The sequence below is a fragment of the Phyllobacterium sp. RCAM01083 genome, from assembly GCF_055685835.1.
Window position 1 is genome coordinate 194264 of sequence record NZ_JBVFZN010000004.1, and the last position, 14368, is coordinate 208631.

General features: G+C 58.5%; 12 protein-coding genes. 5 read left to right on the forward strand and 7 right to left on the reverse strand.

The genetic code is table 11. From position 1 onward, the window contains the following. Window positions 1-30: 30 nt before the first annotated feature. From ACZ25R_RS05020 to ACZ25R_RS05045, 6 genes are all read right to left on the reverse strand, one after another. A complete protein-coding gene (locus ACZ25R_RS05020) occupies window positions 31-2085 on the reverse strand; it encodes a bifunctional aldolase/short-chain dehydrogenase (RefSeq protein ID WP_472460263.1) in 2055 nt (684 codons plus the stop codon). A 77-nt stretch (window positions 2086-2162) separates the two neighbouring features. After that, window positions 2163-3128: a sugar-binding transcriptional regulator gene (locus tag ACZ25R_RS05025; protein ID WP_472460264.1), complete on the reverse strand. Its 966-nt coding sequence runs from the start codon at window positions 3126-3128 to the stop codon at window positions 2163-2165. 167 nt (window positions 3129-3295) lie between these two features. Then, window positions 3296-4978, reverse strand: coding sequence for a dipeptide ABC transporter ATP-binding protein (locus ACZ25R_RS05030; RefSeq protein WP_472460265.1), 1683 nt, complete (start codon window positions 4976-4978; stop codon window positions 3296-3298). Next, a complete protein-coding gene (locus ACZ25R_RS05035; protein WP_472460266.1) occupies window positions 4975-5865 on the reverse strand; it encodes an ABC transporter permease in 891 nt (296 codons plus the stop codon). Before ACZ25R_RS05035 ends, ACZ25R_RS05030 begins: the two co-directional genes overlap by 4 nt. Continuing rightward, window positions 5862-6836, reverse strand: coding sequence for an ABC transporter permease (locus tag ACZ25R_RS05040; protein ID WP_288191405.1), 975 nt, complete (start codon window positions 6834-6836; stop codon window positions 5862-5864). Before ACZ25R_RS05040 ends, ACZ25R_RS05035 begins: the two co-directional genes overlap by 4 nt. A gap of 83 nt (window positions 6837-6919) precedes the next feature. Then, window positions 6920-7627: a creatininase family protein gene (locus tag ACZ25R_RS05045; RefSeq protein ID WP_346308229.1), complete on the reverse strand. Its 708-nt coding sequence runs from the start codon at window positions 7625-7627 to the stop codon at window positions 6920-6922. Window positions 7628-7772: 145 nt separating this feature from the next. Here ACZ25R_RS05045 and ACZ25R_RS05050 point away from each other — a divergent pair, with 145 nt between their 5' ends. From ACZ25R_RS05050 to ACZ25R_RS05070, 5 genes are all read left to right on the forward strand, one after another. After that, window positions 7773-8342 carry a MarR family winged helix-turn-helix transcriptional regulator gene (locus tag ACZ25R_RS05050; protein WP_472460267.1) on the forward strand — a complete coding sequence of 190 codons (570 nt, stop codon included), beginning with the start codon at window positions 7773-7775 and terminating at the stop codon, window positions 8340-8342. 28 nt (window positions 8343-8370) lie between these two features. Then, window positions 8371-9951 (forward strand): ABC transporter substrate-binding protein, encoded by a 1581-nt coding sequence (locus ACZ25R_RS05055; protein WP_472460268.1) that lies wholly within the window; start codon window positions 8371-8373, stop codon window positions 9949-9951. Between the two features lie 67 nt (window positions 9952-10018). After that, window positions 10019-10978: an isoaspartyl peptidase/L-asparaginase family protein gene (locus ACZ25R_RS05060; RefSeq protein WP_472460269.1), complete on the forward strand. Its 960-nt coding sequence runs from the start codon at window positions 10019-10021 to the stop codon at window positions 10976-10978. Window positions 10979-11119: 141 nt separating this feature from the next. After that, on the forward strand, window positions 11120-12154 hold the full coding sequence (locus ACZ25R_RS05065) for a glycoside hydrolase family 25 protein (protein ID WP_472460270.1): 1035 nt from the start codon (window positions 11120-11122) through the stop codon (window positions 12152-12154). Window positions 12155-12258: 104 nt separating this feature from the next. Continuing rightward, window positions 12259-12771 carry a cupin domain-containing protein gene (locus ACZ25R_RS05070; RefSeq protein ID WP_464663835.1) on the forward strand — a complete coding sequence of 171 codons (513 nt, stop codon included), beginning with the start codon at window positions 12259-12261 and terminating at the stop codon, window positions 12769-12771. 30 nt (window positions 12772-12801) lie between these two features. Here the strand turns inward: ACZ25R_RS05070 and ACZ25R_RS05075 are convergent, their stop codons facing one another. After that, a complete protein-coding gene (locus ACZ25R_RS05075; protein ID WP_472460521.1) occupies window positions 12802-13947 on the reverse strand; it encodes an alpha-hydroxy acid oxidase in 1146 nt (381 codons plus the stop codon). Between the last annotated feature and the right edge of the window lie 421 nt (window positions 13948-14368).

A 14368-nucleotide genomic window follows, 5' to 3' on the forward strand; every position in this document is an offset into this window, starting at 1 on the left:
GCCTTTTTGTTGTGTACCAGCACGTCCCGATCAGCGCAGAGCCGCTGCGATGTTCCCGCCATCAACGGTCGTCACATCGGCTGTTGTCCGCTCCGCCAGTGCGTGATGCAAAAACGCCTGGGCCACATCATCGGCCGTGACTTCCAGCCCGAGCAAATTGCCCGCCATATATTCGCTGGTCGAAAGCCCGCGGGATGCCGAACGGTTTGCAATCATCTCGTCGTTCAACAGACCGGACCGGATGCGGTCTGCGTTGACCGCATTGGAGCGTATGCCGTCCGCACCATGTTCCAAGGCATACTGGCGCGACAAGAAAAGGGTCGCGGCCTTGGGCAGGCCATAGGCACCAAATTTGGCACCCGGATTGACCGCCTGCTTGCTGGCATTGAACAGAAGAGCGCCGCCGGTCCGCTGTTGTTTCATGATGCGTACGGCACATTGCGCCACGGTCTGGTGTGCAAAAAAGTTGAGTTCGAAACTCTTGCGCAGCAAATCGTCGTCAAGGGTTGCAATCGGGCTTTCCCATGCGGCCCCCGCATTGGAAACAACGATATCGACACCGCCATAGGCGGCAACGACAGCCTCGAACGCCGCACGGACGGACGCGGGATCGGTCACATCGCAGGCCAGGCCGATGGAATCATTGCCGGCGGACCGGGCAACGGCCTCCGCCTTTGCCGCGTCGAGATCCAGCACGGCAACGTGAGCGCCCTGCTGGGCGAACAGCCTGGCGGTTGCAGCCCCGATGGCGCCCGCTCCACCGGTCACCAAGGTCACCTGGCCCGTGAGCGGCTTTGCCTTCGCACTGGCAAGCTTGGCCTGCTCCAGCGACCAGTATTCCAGATCAAACAGATCGGGCCGGCTCACCGGTTCGAACCGCCCGATGGACTCCGCATCCCGCGCCGCTTCGATCCACATCTCACCGACATCCGCGGCAATTCTGGCGTCCTTGAGCGTACGGCCGTGTCCGAACATGCCGAGGCCTGGTACCAGCGTCAGCCGCGGCATCGGATCGAGCATGATCCGCTTTCCGCTGCTGCGCTTATCATTCGTTGTGAAATAGTCGGTATAATCCGCCATATAAGCCGCAACAGCGCGATCCACCGCCACCTTGAACGCATCGAGATCACGGCCATCAGGCGCTGGCAGCACCATCGGACCAGTCTTGATCCGTATGGACAAGTCAGGGGTCGACACGCCGCGCTGCGCCATCTCGTGAACGGTAGTCGCATTGACAAACTCGAGGATCGCCGGCGACGAGCGGAATTCGCTGACCATGCGATCAAACTTGCCTTCGCCCCGATTGACGGCGACGGCGCCGCGCACGATAGCAGCGATATCACCGGATTTGGCGAGTGTTTTCGGCAATGCCGCCGGTGTGAACGGGTTCCGCCCCTTGTCGCGGACATAGGTCTCGGCGAGCGAGACATAATGAATCATGCGGTCGTAGGCTTCCCGAGCCGTCGCGCCAAACGTGAAAATGCCGTGCTTGTCGAGAATGAGGCCGTCAACGGTGGGATCCGCATCAAAAACCGCGGCCGCCCGCTTTGCCAGATCAAAACCGGGCATCACATAGGGCACGAAGCCCATTTTGCTGCCAAAGATTTTCTCGCTGAGGGCCCGGCTCTCCGCCTGGTCAGCGATGGCAAGAATTGCGGTCGAGTGGGTGTGATCGACAAATTTGTGCGGGATGAAGGCATGCAGCAGCGCTTCCACTGACGGGTTTGGCGAAGCCGGATCGATCAGGTTTGCCCGTTGCAGGGTGACCATATCCTCGTCGGACAATTTGCTCAGCTTGCGGGCCTTGAGCAGGGGGGCGATCTTGACGGCCGGCAGGCCGGCTGGCTCGATGATACCCATGTCCCAGCCGCTCCCCTTCACGCAGAGCACATCCCACTCGTCACCAATCAGATCCTTGACGGTGGTTTTGACGGAGGTGTTTCCGCCGCCGTGCAATACCAGCTGCGGCACGCTTCCAAGAAGCCGCGTGGTATAGGTTCTCAATGCGAGATCGCGGTTGATACCCTTGGCGGCATAGACCGCCGCCATGTCTTCCGCCTCTTTGTCATTCCACAAATTTTTCATGCGAACTCCTCCCGTCCGGCAAGTGGTCTCACGGTCTGGCAACGGGCCAGGCGATCCGCCAATGTTTCCAACTGTTGCTATGCTTGTTTGAGCCCGACGCCCTTGGCGCGTTTGAGCAGGCGTTTCGCCATGGATGCCGTGACCATGAGATGGGACGCGAACCCGCCCTTGATGGCTGCCACAAGCGGTTCGTACTTGCTGTCCTCCTGAACCACCAGCATCCTTTTGGGGATTTTCCGGATGGAATCGAGGTCTGCAGAAATACAGCGCCGGTTATGGGCGCAGTCCAGCCACTGCCCGTCCACGTCGATCAGTTGCCCGGCAATCACACCCGCAGCGCCGGCCTGCCCGAGCGCGTGCATTTCTGCCGCGGTGATCGCGCCGCATTTCACCAGATGGCTGTCATCTTCGATGCCACCCACGGAGTAAAGTGCCAGCTGACAGTCGGTGATTGCCAATAACTGCTCCCGGATGACCGGCTCCCGGCGCAACTCCTCCGCCAGACGTTCAGAGCTGAGCACGAGCGGTGCGTAAAGGTTGATGCCTTCCGCGTTCAACCGGCGGGCAATTTCAGTCGTGCATTGATCCGGGCGATAGGAATAAGGCGCCCCGAGATTGCCGCAGAGCTGCACGACCGCCACGCCCTGCAGGTCTGCGTAAGGCATGACGTCGGCAATATGATAGACGGTCCGCCCCCAGGCCACGCCGACACGATCACCCTTGTTGATCAGCTCAATAAACGCAGCCGCTGCAACAACGGGCATTTCAACCGATGGATTGAAAGCCTGTCTGTCTTCGGGAATGATCCAAACGGTTTCAAGGCCAAGGGCATCCTCGGTTTCGCGCGCAAGAACATCATCGGAAAACAATTCCGTCGATGTGGAGATGGTAACAATGCCGATTTCGCGGGCACGGCGCAGATACATCGCCACGGACGCGCGGGAAATATCGAGATGCTTGGCCACTTCGTCTTGCCGCAAACCATGGGTATAATAGAGCCAGGCGGCCTTATGGATTATCTGATCGGCGGACCGGACAGGCATTGAAGTTCCTCACAAAATATCGCTGATTAGACAATATTCATGTGATCTGACAAAAGTCAAATAGCGGATCATCTGCTGTCTGCATTGCGCGCGTTTCTCTCCTCAGTTTTATGGGAAAGTCGCGTTGCCACCCTCGCCCCCGGGTGGCAAATCAATGCGTGAGCGCCTCAGGCGAGCTTGGGTATGGCGTTGAGGAGCGCGCGCGTATAGGCCTCCTGCGGCGCGTCGAATATTTCCTCCGCCGTCCCCACTTCGATGATCTTACCGCGATACATCACGGCAACCCGGTCGCAGAGATGACGCACGACGGAAAGGTCATGACTGATGAACAGCAGCGTCAGGCCCAGTTCCTTACGCAATTGCAAAAGAAGATTGAGAATCTGCGCCTGAATGGAAACGTCGAGCGATGCCACCGGTTCGTCGCAGACAATGACGTCGGGGCGCATGGCCAAGGCGCGGGCGATGGCGATACGCTGGCGCTGACCGCCTGAGAACTGATGCGGATAACGGTCCGCAAATGCCGGGTCGAGCGAAACAGCCTTCAGCCACTCCGCCACATATGAACGGGCTTCGGCCTTGCTGGTCAGACCATGCGCTATCGGTCCTTCCGCGATGGACTGTCCAATCGTGCGGCGCGGGTCAAGTGATGCAAAGGGATCCTGAAAGACCATCTGGACGTTGGTGGTCAGCTTTCTCGGCTGCGGGCCGGCGGACATCACCGGGCTGTTGTTTAGCGTTACCGTGCCTTCGGTCGGCTGATAGATGCCGCAAACAATACGTCCGAGCGTCGATTTGCCCGAACCGGATTCCCCGACCAATCCAAGCGCCTCTCCCTTTGCGAGGGTCAGATCAACGTTTTCAACGGCAAGCACCGGCTTCTTTGATTTGAGCAGGCCGGTCCGCTCACCCAGCCGCGCCCAAAAACCACGCTTCTGTTCAAACACTTTGACGAGCCCATGCATCGCCACGAAGGACGGATCGGCCATCGTCGCGGCAACGGGATGCGCAGCGCTTTCGCTGTCAACGTCGTTGGCGCCAGCACCCAGCCGCTGACCGGGCTTTGACCGCGATGGCAATGCATCGAGCAGAGATTGTGTATAGGGATGGCTTGGCGTGCGCAGGACCTCCGTGGCAAGGCCCGTTTCCACGATCTTGCCCGCCTTCATCACGGCGATGCGCTTTGAGATGGAAGCCACGGTTGCCAGATCATGGCTGATCCAAATCATGGAAATGCCAAGCTCGGCAACCAGCGACTTTACTTCAACGAGAATTTCCGCCTGGACCGACACGTCAAGCGCCGTGGTTGGTTCGTCGGCAATGACAATTTTGGGCCGGTGCAGCAATGCAATGGATATGGCAACGCGCTGGCGCATGCCGCCGGAGAACTGGTGCGGATAAAAATCCACCTTCTGTTCAGGATCGACAATGCGAACCTTTCGCAGCGCCTCGACGGCACGCAGGCGCGCATCGGCGTCTGAAATCCGTTCATGCGCCTGCAGCGCCAGGGTCATCTGATCCAATACGGTCAGGACCGGATTGAGTGTCATCATCGGGTCCTGGAAGACCATGGCAATGTCCCGGCCACGGATCTTGCGCAATTCCGGCTCGCTGAGGCCAACAAGCTCGCGGCCGTCAAGTTTGATCGAACCGCTGACAATGCGCCCTGGCTTGTCGATGAGACCGATCAGGGAAAAGCCGGTAATGGACTTGCCAGAGCCCGACTCGCCCACCAGTCCCAGAATCTCGCCCTTTTCCAGATGGAGCGAGATGCCGTCGACTGATTTCACGGTTCCCGTCCGCGCTTCGAAATAGGTGCAAAGATCAGTCACTTCGAGAAGGGGAGCGGTCATCGTTTCAACCTCGGATTGAGCTGACTCCGCACCTGATCACCGACAAGGTTGATCGCCATGATGAGAATGATGAGAGCCACGCCCGGATAGATGGAAATCCAGTATCGGCCGGAGAGAAGATACTGGAAGCCGCCGGAGATCAGCATGCCAAGTGATGGTTCGGTGGGCGGCAGACCGACCCCGAGAAATGACAGGGTTGCTTCTAGCGAAATGGCGCTCGCCACCTGTACGGTCGCCACGACGATAAGCGGCGGCAGCGCGTTGGGCAGGATATGCCGTGTCACCACAAACCAGCCGCTCATGGGTACGGACAGAGCCGCCTCGACATAGTCCTTGTTCCGTTCAACAGCTGCCGCGCCATGGGCAGTGCGCACGAAATAGGCGTATTGCGAAAAGACCAGTGCGACAATCAGCTGCCCCTTGCCCTGCCCGAGGAGTGCCGCCACCACGAAAGCGAGCAGGATCGCCGGGAACGAAAGCTGCAGATCCACCAGCCGCATCACGAGGGCTTCAAAGCGGCCGCCCACATAGGCGGCGGTACAGCCGACCAGCGCGCCGATTGAAAAGGCTATCGCTCCCGCGAGAAGGCCCATCTCCAGCGAAATGCGCAGGCCGTAGAGGATGGCGGAAAAGAGATCACGGCCCTGGCTGTCGGTTCCCAGAATGTGGGTATATCCGCCGGTGCCGATATATCCCGGTGCCCTGCGTGCATCGCGCATCACAAGACTTGAAAGATCGTAGGGGTCCTGCGGCGCAATCAGCGGCGCGAAAACAGCCAGCACAATGACAACGAGCAGTATGATGGCAGCGATGACAGCAACGGGATGGCGGGCAAACTCCGCCCAGAAATCGGATGATGTACGGGCTTTTTCAACGGATAGGGTCATTTGCCGCCCCCATGGCGCATGCGCGGATCGAGGACGGCATAAGCCAGATCGACAACCAGGTTGATCGTAATGAACATGAGCGAAACCAGCATGAGATAGGCCACCATCACCGGCCGGTCCAGCGACGTGATGCTGTCAATGATCAGCTTTCCCAGACCCGGCCACGAATAGATCGTCTCGGTCACGACGGCGAACGCAATGGTCGAGCCCAATTCCAGTCCGAATACGGTCACGAGCGGAATGGAAATCAACCGCAGCACATGCCGGCGCAGGATCGTCCACTCATGGATACCTGCCGCCCGGGCAAACTTGATCGTATCGGTCAGCATGACTTCCCGCGTGCCAGAGGCCGCCAGCCGTATCATCATCGACATCTTGAAGAGGGACAGATTGACTGCCGGCAGGATGAGGTGGCGCATGCCATCGAACGTCAGAAAACTGAGGGGAACGCCGAAAACAGAAACCGTCTCGCCGCGGCCGCCTGCCGGCATGATGCCCAGTTGCACGGCAAAGACCATGATGAGCATGAGCCCGATCCAGAAGGTGGGAACCGAAAAGCCGAGAATGGACAGCGCCATGATCACCTTCGCGGTCCAGCTTTCCGGTTTGTACCCCGCATATATTCCAAGCGGTATGCCGATGAGGCTTGCCAGGAGAACAGCGATAACCGCGAGCTCCATTGTCGCGGGGAAGCGCGAGGCAATCAGCTGGGAAACCGGCATGTTGTAGACGAATGAACGACCCAGATCGCCATGCAGAAGGTTGCTTGCGAAGTGCAGATACTGCTGCCAGATGGGCAGATCGAGGCCATACTGCGCAATGACGCGATTGCGGATATCCTGGGTTGCATCCGGAGAAATCAGCACATCGACCGGGTTTCCGATGACGAAGACACCCAGAAAAACCAGCAATGACATGACGAGCATGACCAGTGCCGCTTGCCATAATCGCCTGACAATGAACGCAACCATTCGCTCAACCTTCCCCTGCACATTCGTGCTTGTTTGAATTGGCTGTCACCGGCGGGTTTTCCTGCCTCCGCCGGTGACAACAATCAATGCCAGCCGTTTTCCAGCTCTTCCCGTGTTTCCCCGACGGCAACATCCCAGATCGCCAGCATGTCCGCATCGGGCCGCTCGAACAGTCCGTGGTAGTTGCCCTCGCCCTGAGAAAGCTGTGCCCGCTTGCCGCCGGCGCCGACGCGGGCTAGCGCGCCAAAATCAACGCGTTCCTGTGCATGGTCTGGCTGGGCGACACCCGGAAGGCGCGTCCAGGGGAAATTTTCCATCCAGGAGGCGTGCGATGCGCGATTGTCGATTTCGAGAACCTTGCCCATGGTCTTGGGTGCACGCCACCAATCGTGCATTTTCACACTGGCATCGCGATTGCGATTGAGCCATTCGGAAACAACCGTTGCCGCCGGCGTGTTGCCCCCATGGCCGTTGACAATGAGGATACGGCGGAACCCGCCATGATAGAGGCTATCAAGGACGTCCTCGATCACACCGACATAGGTGCGCAGGCTCAGCGATACAGTTCCCGGAAAATCGGCAAAACTTGAAGCAAGCCCATAGGGCAAGACCGGGAAAACCGGAACGCCGAGCGGCTCGGCTGCATCGACCGATACTTTTTCCGCCAGGATCATGTCGGTCGCGAGACTCAGCCGCGCGTGCTGCTCCACGCTGCCAATGGGCAGGATGCACCGGTCATCCCTGCGGATGCGTTCCTCAACCTGACTCCAGTTCATCGCACTTATGCGCATGCCTCTTACCTCTGCTGATTTCGTCCCCAAGCATAAACACAAGGATCATGCGCATACAAGTTCCAAATGGTACAAAAATTACGTTTGACATACAGCAATAGCAAGATATTTTGTCCCTAATGGAACTTAATGGCGAGGAGCGCGCATGCAGAACCTGATCGATATCGCGCTGCTGGAGGGCCGTGCCGGACGCACGACAGCACCGAATGAGAGTATTGCGGAAAGCGATATTCTTTACGCAAAGCTGTGGTCGAACCCCTGTTGGCTTTCCTTCCGCATCAACTATCTGGCACTGCACTACAACAACCCCGTATATGGCACGATCAATGCGGATCATGACCTGCTGCGCCCCGAATTCGTCGTGCTCTATTCGCTGTTTCTGCGGGACCGCACCACGCTTTCGGAAGTGGTGGCCGGTTCCGGTTTTCCAAAGAACACGTTGAGCCGCGCAACCAAGAAGCTCGACCGCCTCAAGCTGGTCCGGCGCGAGGAGGATCTGGGAGATCTTCGCCGCGTCGTCCTGTGCCTGACGCAGGAAGGCCGGGCGATTGTCGAAGCCAAGATGGCGCCCATGATCGACCGGGAACGCATGATGCTGGAGGCACTCAGCCCCGCCGAACGCATGATGCTGTCCGACATCCTCGCCAAAATGGTCATCGCTTCGCGCGGCTGGCCCGATACGATTTCTTCCGAAGCAACCGCATTCGAAGAATAAGAAGCAACCTCTGGAATAGGGAACAACAATGCAAAGAAGACTGAGAGCCCTCTTATTGGGAACCGCACTCCTGCTGGGCACAGGCCAAGCCATCGCCGCAGACCTTATCATGGCGATCAAGGCCGGGCCGGCCTCGATGGATCCGCATTTCACCGCCACCGCCGCCAATGCGGAAGCAACCAAGCATATTTTCGATACACTCATCCGCTCGGGCAGCAATCTCGAGCTGGAGCCATCGCTTGCGCTCAGCTGGACAGCCGTCGACCAGACAACTTGGGAATTCAAGCTGCGTCAGGGCGTCAAGTTTCACGATGGATCAGATTTCACGGCGGAAGATGTGAAATTCTCCATTGAACGCATTCCTCATGTCACCGGCCCCAACCCCGCGACAATCTTTGTGCGCCGGGTCAAATCGGTGGAGGTGGTCGATCCATTCACCGTGCGTGTCAAGACAGAAGGCCCGGCGCCCACCTTGCCGAATGATTTTGTGCGTCTGTTCATCACCTCGCACACGGCAGCCGCCAATTACTCAACGCAGGAAACAGCGGCCGAAGGCTTCAATTCGGGCAAGGCAACCATCGGTACCGGCCCTTACAAGTTCGTTTCCTGGGCTCCGACACAGGATCTGGTTCTCCAGCGCTTCGACGGCTATTGGGGCGGAGCACAGCCCTGGGATCGCGTCATCCGCAAGGAAATCCCCAACGATGCAGCGCGCGTTGCACAGTTGAAGGCAGGACAGGTCGACGTGATTTCGAAAGTGCCTGCCGCGGATGTGCCGGTGCTTGAACGGGATGCGTCGCTTGCCGTGATCAAGAACGAGAGCATCTATATCAGTTATCTCGAATTCGATTTCCGCGAGAAAAGCCCGCAGGTCTTCGACAAGAGCGGCGCGAAGCTCGACAAGAATCCCCTGCTCGACCCGCGTGTGCGCCAAGCCATCGATCTCGCACTCGACCGCCAAACCATCGTCGAATTCGCCCTGGAAGGGATGGCTGTCGTGCCGACCCAATTGGTCACATCGAATATCTTCGGCTATGACAAGTCGCTCCAGGCACCGGCCTTCGATCTGAAGCGCGCCAAGGAATTGCTGAAGGATGCGGGTTATCCCAACGGCTTCAAGATCACGCTCAGCTATGCCAATGATCGCATGCCAAACGAGCTTGGGCCGACAGTCGCACAGATGCTGGCTGCAATCGGCATCACAGCCGATGTTAATGGCGTGCCTGCGACTGTGTTCAATCCGGCAAAGACCCGGGGCGAGTATTCACTCTATATGGCCAGTTGGGGCACGTTGACGGGCGAAGCAAATTACATGCTCTCGTCGCTGATGCACGCCCATGACACCGCAAAATCGCTGGGCGCTTTCAATGTCCGCGGTTATGCCAATCCGCAGATGGACAAACTGATTGAAGACGCCGGAGCCGAGATGGATACGGACAAGCGCCGCGTCCTTCTGGAAAAGGCCAACAATCTCGTCGCAACGGACCGCCCCGACCTGCCTCTCGCAACCCAGCTCAGCGCCTGGGCTGTGAAGAAGGCCAAAGTCGTCCTGACACCCCGGGCGGACGAAGACACGCTGGCGATGAATATCCGTCCGGCGCAGCAATAAGCATCGACGTGAAGGGGCCGGATACTGATCCGGCCCTTTTGTTGTTTCACACGCAGGAAAGACAGACATGACGAACATAGCTCTGGCCATTCACGGCGGTTGCGGCGTGATGGCCAAACTTGATCTGAGCGAGGCTGAGTGGGCCGGCGCCCGCGCCGATCTGGCATCGGCACTGAAAGCTGGTTGGGCAATTCTGAGTTCCGGCGGCTCCTCGCTCGATGCGGTGGAAGCTGCGGTGGTGGTGATGGAGGACAGCCCGCATTTCAATGCAGGATATGGCGCCGCGCTTAACGAACATGGTATCCATGAACTGGATGCATCCATCATGGATGGCTCCAGCCTGGCTGCCGGTGCGGTCTGCGCCAGCAGGGCTATCCGCAATCCCATAAGGGCAGCACGCGCAGTCATGGAAAAGGGAGATGCGGTTCTCTTGAATGGAACGGCGGCCGATCGTTTCGCTGAAGTGGCTGGATTGGCCACGGAACCGCAAGCCTATTTCACGACCGAACGCCGCCTCATCGCTCTTGCAGCCATGAAAGCCCATGAGGCCCGGGGCACGTCCGCGCTGGCGAAGGAGGCTGAGAAACACGGCACGGTCGGCGCGGTTGCGCTTGATTCTGCGGGTCACCTCGCAGCAGCGACCTCAACAGGCGGCTACAACAACAAGCCCGATGGCCGTATCGGCGATTCCCCGATCATCGGTGCAGGCACCTATGCGCGGGATGGAATCTGTGCCGTATCCGGTACCGGCAAGGGTGAAGTATTCATCCGCCATGTCGTCGGTCACGAGATCGCAAGCCGGATGGCCTATCTCGGAGAAGACCTCAAGACAGCTTCGGACAAGGTCATCCACGAAGACCTCAAACGGCACAATGCGGGTGCCGGGTTGGTTGCCGTAGGTGCCGACGGCTCCATCGTCGCGCCGTATAATACCGATGGCATGTTCCGCGGCTGGGTCACCAGCACCGGTGATGTCTTTGTCGGCACGCACGACAAAGTTTTCCAGCTCCCAGGTCTTCCGCGCTAGGACCTGGGCGGCACGGTTGATGGCACCTTATGGTTAAAATCGGGATTCAGTCTTTCTTGGTAATTTCCTGTTAGCAATTGCAGCAGTGAAACCGATTGGCCTCGTTCGCGCCATCGACAGTTATTTCGAGTACGGGTGCCTATGCGTGTTTCGTGTGTGCTGACAATCATGTTTTCGTGCCTCGTGCTGACGAACTGTCAATCCAGTTCGGGCGTGGACGATGTGCTGGCGCAACGGCCTTCGCAGGAAATGACCAGTTCGGTGGTCCGGCCAAGCCGTTCGGTGAAGCGTATCGCCATGGCAACCGTTCCCCCCTCGCCGGTACCCCAGCAGGAAATTCTGGCTTGGGCCGGACCCGTCCCGGAATCGGCAGCGATACTGCCTCCGGCACCATCCCCTGTCATGGCCGCCCCAACGGAAAGGCCGGTCCCCCAGCCTGCCCCCGCGGATCCCATGGTCAAGGCTGCACCGCAGGCCCGAATGCAGATCTACAGCCGCCGTTTCCGAGATGCCAAACCCATTAATTTCGGGCCGGCATCGCCGAAGAAACTCGCCGTGCACGGGGTTGACGTGTCGCGCTGGCAGGGTGACGTGGATTGGGCGAACCTGCGTACGCAAGGCGCCAATTTCGCCTATATCAAAGCTACCGACGGCGGCGATCATATCGACCCGATGTTCAAGACCAACTGGCGCAAGGCCAAGGAAGCCGGTCTGAAGCGGGGCGCCTATCACTTCTTTTACTGGTGCCGCACGGCGGGCGAGCAGGCTGACTGGTTCATCCGCAATGTTCCCCGGGAACCCGGTGCGCTTCCACCTGCGATAGATGTGGAATGGAATGGCGAATCGAGCTGCAAGCGGCGCCCTTCCCGCGCGCAGGTGCTGGAAAAGATGCAGGTCTTCATGGACAAGCTGGAGAAACATTATGGCCAGCGGCCGATCATCTACACCGCCCCGGATTTCTATCGGGACAATCTGAGGGGCGAGCTTGCCGACTATCCCTTCTGGTTGCGCTCGGTCGCCGCTCATCCCTCCAAGGTTTATCCCGGCCGGCGCTGGCTGTTCTGGCAGTACTCCGGTTCGGGCCTTTCCCATGGCGTCAGCGGCCGAATTGACCTGAACGTGTTCCATGGCAGTGAGGAGGAATGGCACAACTGGGTGACGGCGCGGGCCGGTTAACCCAAGTAAGCGTAGCGCCAATTACATGCAATTTGCGTCCCGGGTTTAACCTAATTCTGACGAATGGCCGCTATTCAAGGTGTTCCATTCTGAAGGGGGAAACAATGGCGTGGAGACTTATGCTGGCAAGTGCCGTACTTGCCATGACACGGACGGTACCGAACGTTTTCACAGGGCCGCGCAGTTCTGGTCTCGTATCGGACAACGCCCTCGAAATGCAGTTGAACCCCGCTCCCATCAATCCCGACTGGATATTGGACGGTAACCCGCTGGCGCGCGCACGCGAACAATCTGCAAGCCGCGACCGGGCGGCCTACACCGCGATATGGGATTGCACGGCCGGAACCTTCCGCTGGTATTTCGGTTGGGACGAAACCGTCTGCATTCTCGAAGGTGAAGTACACGTCACGGACGCGGAAGGGATCACCCGTACCTTGCGTGCGGGAGATGTTGCCTACTTTACCGGCGGAACATGGGCAACCTGGAAGATAGACCGCTATCTGAAGAAGGTCGCGTTCATGCGCCGTACCCTGCCTGCACCGGCATCATTCATCTATCGCGCCAGTGATGCCGCCCGCAGGCGTTGGGGCCGCACCAAAGGCGGCGCGCTGCAATAGGGCAGCCCCTTCCAGCCAAGATTTCCCGATCTATCGCAGCTTGAGATTCTCCCGGGTCAGTTGATCGACGGAGGTGCAGCCCATGAGCTTCATCCCCCGCTCTATCTCGATCTTGAGCTGATCCAGCGCGCGGTCGACGCCCGCCTGACCGGCCGCGGCAAGGGGATAAAGATAATAACGTCCGATCCCGACCGCCTTGGCGCCCATGGACAAGGCCTTGAGCACATGCGTCCCGCGCTGGATTCCGCCGTCCATGATCACATCGATTTTGTCGCCCACGGCATCAACGATCTCAGCCAGTTGGTCGAATGCGGCGCGCGATCCGTCGAGTTGCCTGCCGCCGTGATTGGAGAGAATGATGCCCGTGCAGCCGATATCGACTGCACGCCTTGCATCCGCCACCGACATGATGCCCTTCAGGCAGAACTGCCCTGACCAGTGCTGCACCATCTCGGCAACATCGTCCCAGGTCATCGAGGGATCCAGCATCTCCGTGAAATACCGGCTGATCGACATGGCGCCGCTGCCCATGTCCACGTGTTCTTCCAGTTGCGGCAGACTGAAGCGTTCATGCGTGAGATAGCTCAGTGCCCATTGCGGCTTGATGGCAAATTGCAGCATGCCGGCAAGATTGAGCCTGAACGGAATGGAAAAGCCGGTGCGTAAATCACGCTCGCGATTACCCCCGGTAATGCTGTCGACTGTCAGCATCATCACCTCGACGCCAGCGTCCCTGGCCCTCTGCATCATCGCCCGGTTCAGGCCGCGGTCCTTGTGAAAGTAGAACTGATAGACCTGCGGGCCGCTATAGGATTTGCGCAGTTTCTCAAGGCTGACTGTACCAAGCGATGAAACACCGAACATCGTTCCGTGCCTTGCCGCAGCGGCTGCAACAGCATGCTCTCCCTGATGGTGAAACAGCCGCTGCAGGGCTGTCGGGGAGCAGTAGAAGGGCACGGCAAGCTTTTGTCCCATGACAACAACAGATGTATCGACACTCTTTACCCCGCGCAGCACATTGGGAATGAGATCGCAACGGTCGAAACTCTCCGTATTCCGGCGATAGGTGACTTCATCATCCGCTGCCCCGTCGATATAGTCGAAGATTGGCCCCGGCAGCCGCCGTTTGGCCAAAGTCCTGAAATCGTGGAAATTGTGGCAATCGCTCAGACGCATCATTCAACCCTTGTTTGATTCACGCCTCAGAATAGGCGGGAATTGCTGCGGATGCACTAAGTGTGGCGACAAGACATCATTTTCCAACAGGTATGAGGCTGAGCCTCGGCTATATTGCCCATGCGTCATTTGTGGCGGCAATATCACTCAGCGCAAAATCTTATGCCTGCCCGGTCGCACTTAACGTCACCGCGAAGACGCCTGAAAAAGCTCGAACCCGAATAATATTCTTCATCTGAATGATCTCTTCTGCTGTCTTCGTCCTTCTGCCAGCAATAGTCGGACTTGCAATCTGTCGAAAAATGGGCTGCCTATACTGAAAATGGAATAAGGAGCGGTCCCTTGCAGCGCACTTTTCTCCGGTTGGTCGGTTCCTGCTTGCGGTCGGCACTTCTTTCCACGGAGACAAGGGGAAATTACT

Excerpts from the sequence above, each read along its gene's own strand:
- ACZ25R_RS05020 (WP_472460263.1), bottom strand. The coding sequence starts at position 2,085 with ATGAAAAATTTGTGGAATGACAAAGAGGCGGAAGACATGGCGGCGGTC.
- ACZ25R_RS05025 (WP_472460264.1), bottom strand. The coding sequence starts at position 3,128 with ATGCCTGTCCGGTCCGCCGATCAGATAATCCATAAGGCCGCCTGGCTC.
- ACZ25R_RS05030 (WP_472460265.1), bottom strand. The coding sequence starts at position 4,978 with ATGACCGCTCCCCTTCTCGAAGTGACTGATCTTTGCACCTATTTCGAA.
- ACZ25R_RS05035 (WP_472460266.1), bottom strand. The coding sequence starts at position 5,865 with ATGACCCTATCCGTTGAAAAAGCCCGTACATCATCCGATTTCTGGGCG.
- ACZ25R_RS05040 (WP_288191405.1), bottom strand. The coding sequence starts at position 6,836 with ATGGTTGCGTTCATTGTCAGGCGATTATGGCAAGCGGCACTGGTCATG.
- ACZ25R_RS05045 (WP_346308229.1), bottom strand. The coding sequence starts at position 7,627 with ATGCGCATAAGTGCGATGAACTGGAGTCAGGTTGAGGAACGCATCCGC.
- ACZ25R_RS05050 (WP_472460267.1), top strand. The coding sequence starts at position 7,773 with ATGCAGAACCTGATCGATATCGCGCTGCTGGAGGGCCGTGCCGGACGC.
- ACZ25R_RS05055 (WP_472460268.1), top strand. The coding sequence starts at position 8,371 with ATGCAAAGAAGACTGAGAGCCCTCTTATTGGGAACCGCACTCCTGCTG.
- ACZ25R_RS05060 (WP_472460269.1), top strand. The coding sequence starts at position 10,019 with ATGACGAACATAGCTCTGGCCATTCACGGCGGTTGCGGCGTGATGGCC.
- ACZ25R_RS05065 (WP_472460270.1), top strand. The coding sequence starts at position 11,120 with ATGCGTGTTTCGTGTGTGCTGACAATCATGTTTTCGTGCCTCGTGCTG.
- ACZ25R_RS05070 (WP_464663835.1), top strand. The coding sequence starts at position 12,259 with ATGGCGTGGAGACTTATGCTGGCAAGTGCCGTACTTGCCATGACACGG.
- ACZ25R_RS05075 (WP_472460521.1), bottom strand. The coding sequence starts at position 13,947 with ATGCGTCTGAGCGATTGCCACAATTTCCACGATTTCAGGACTTTGGCC.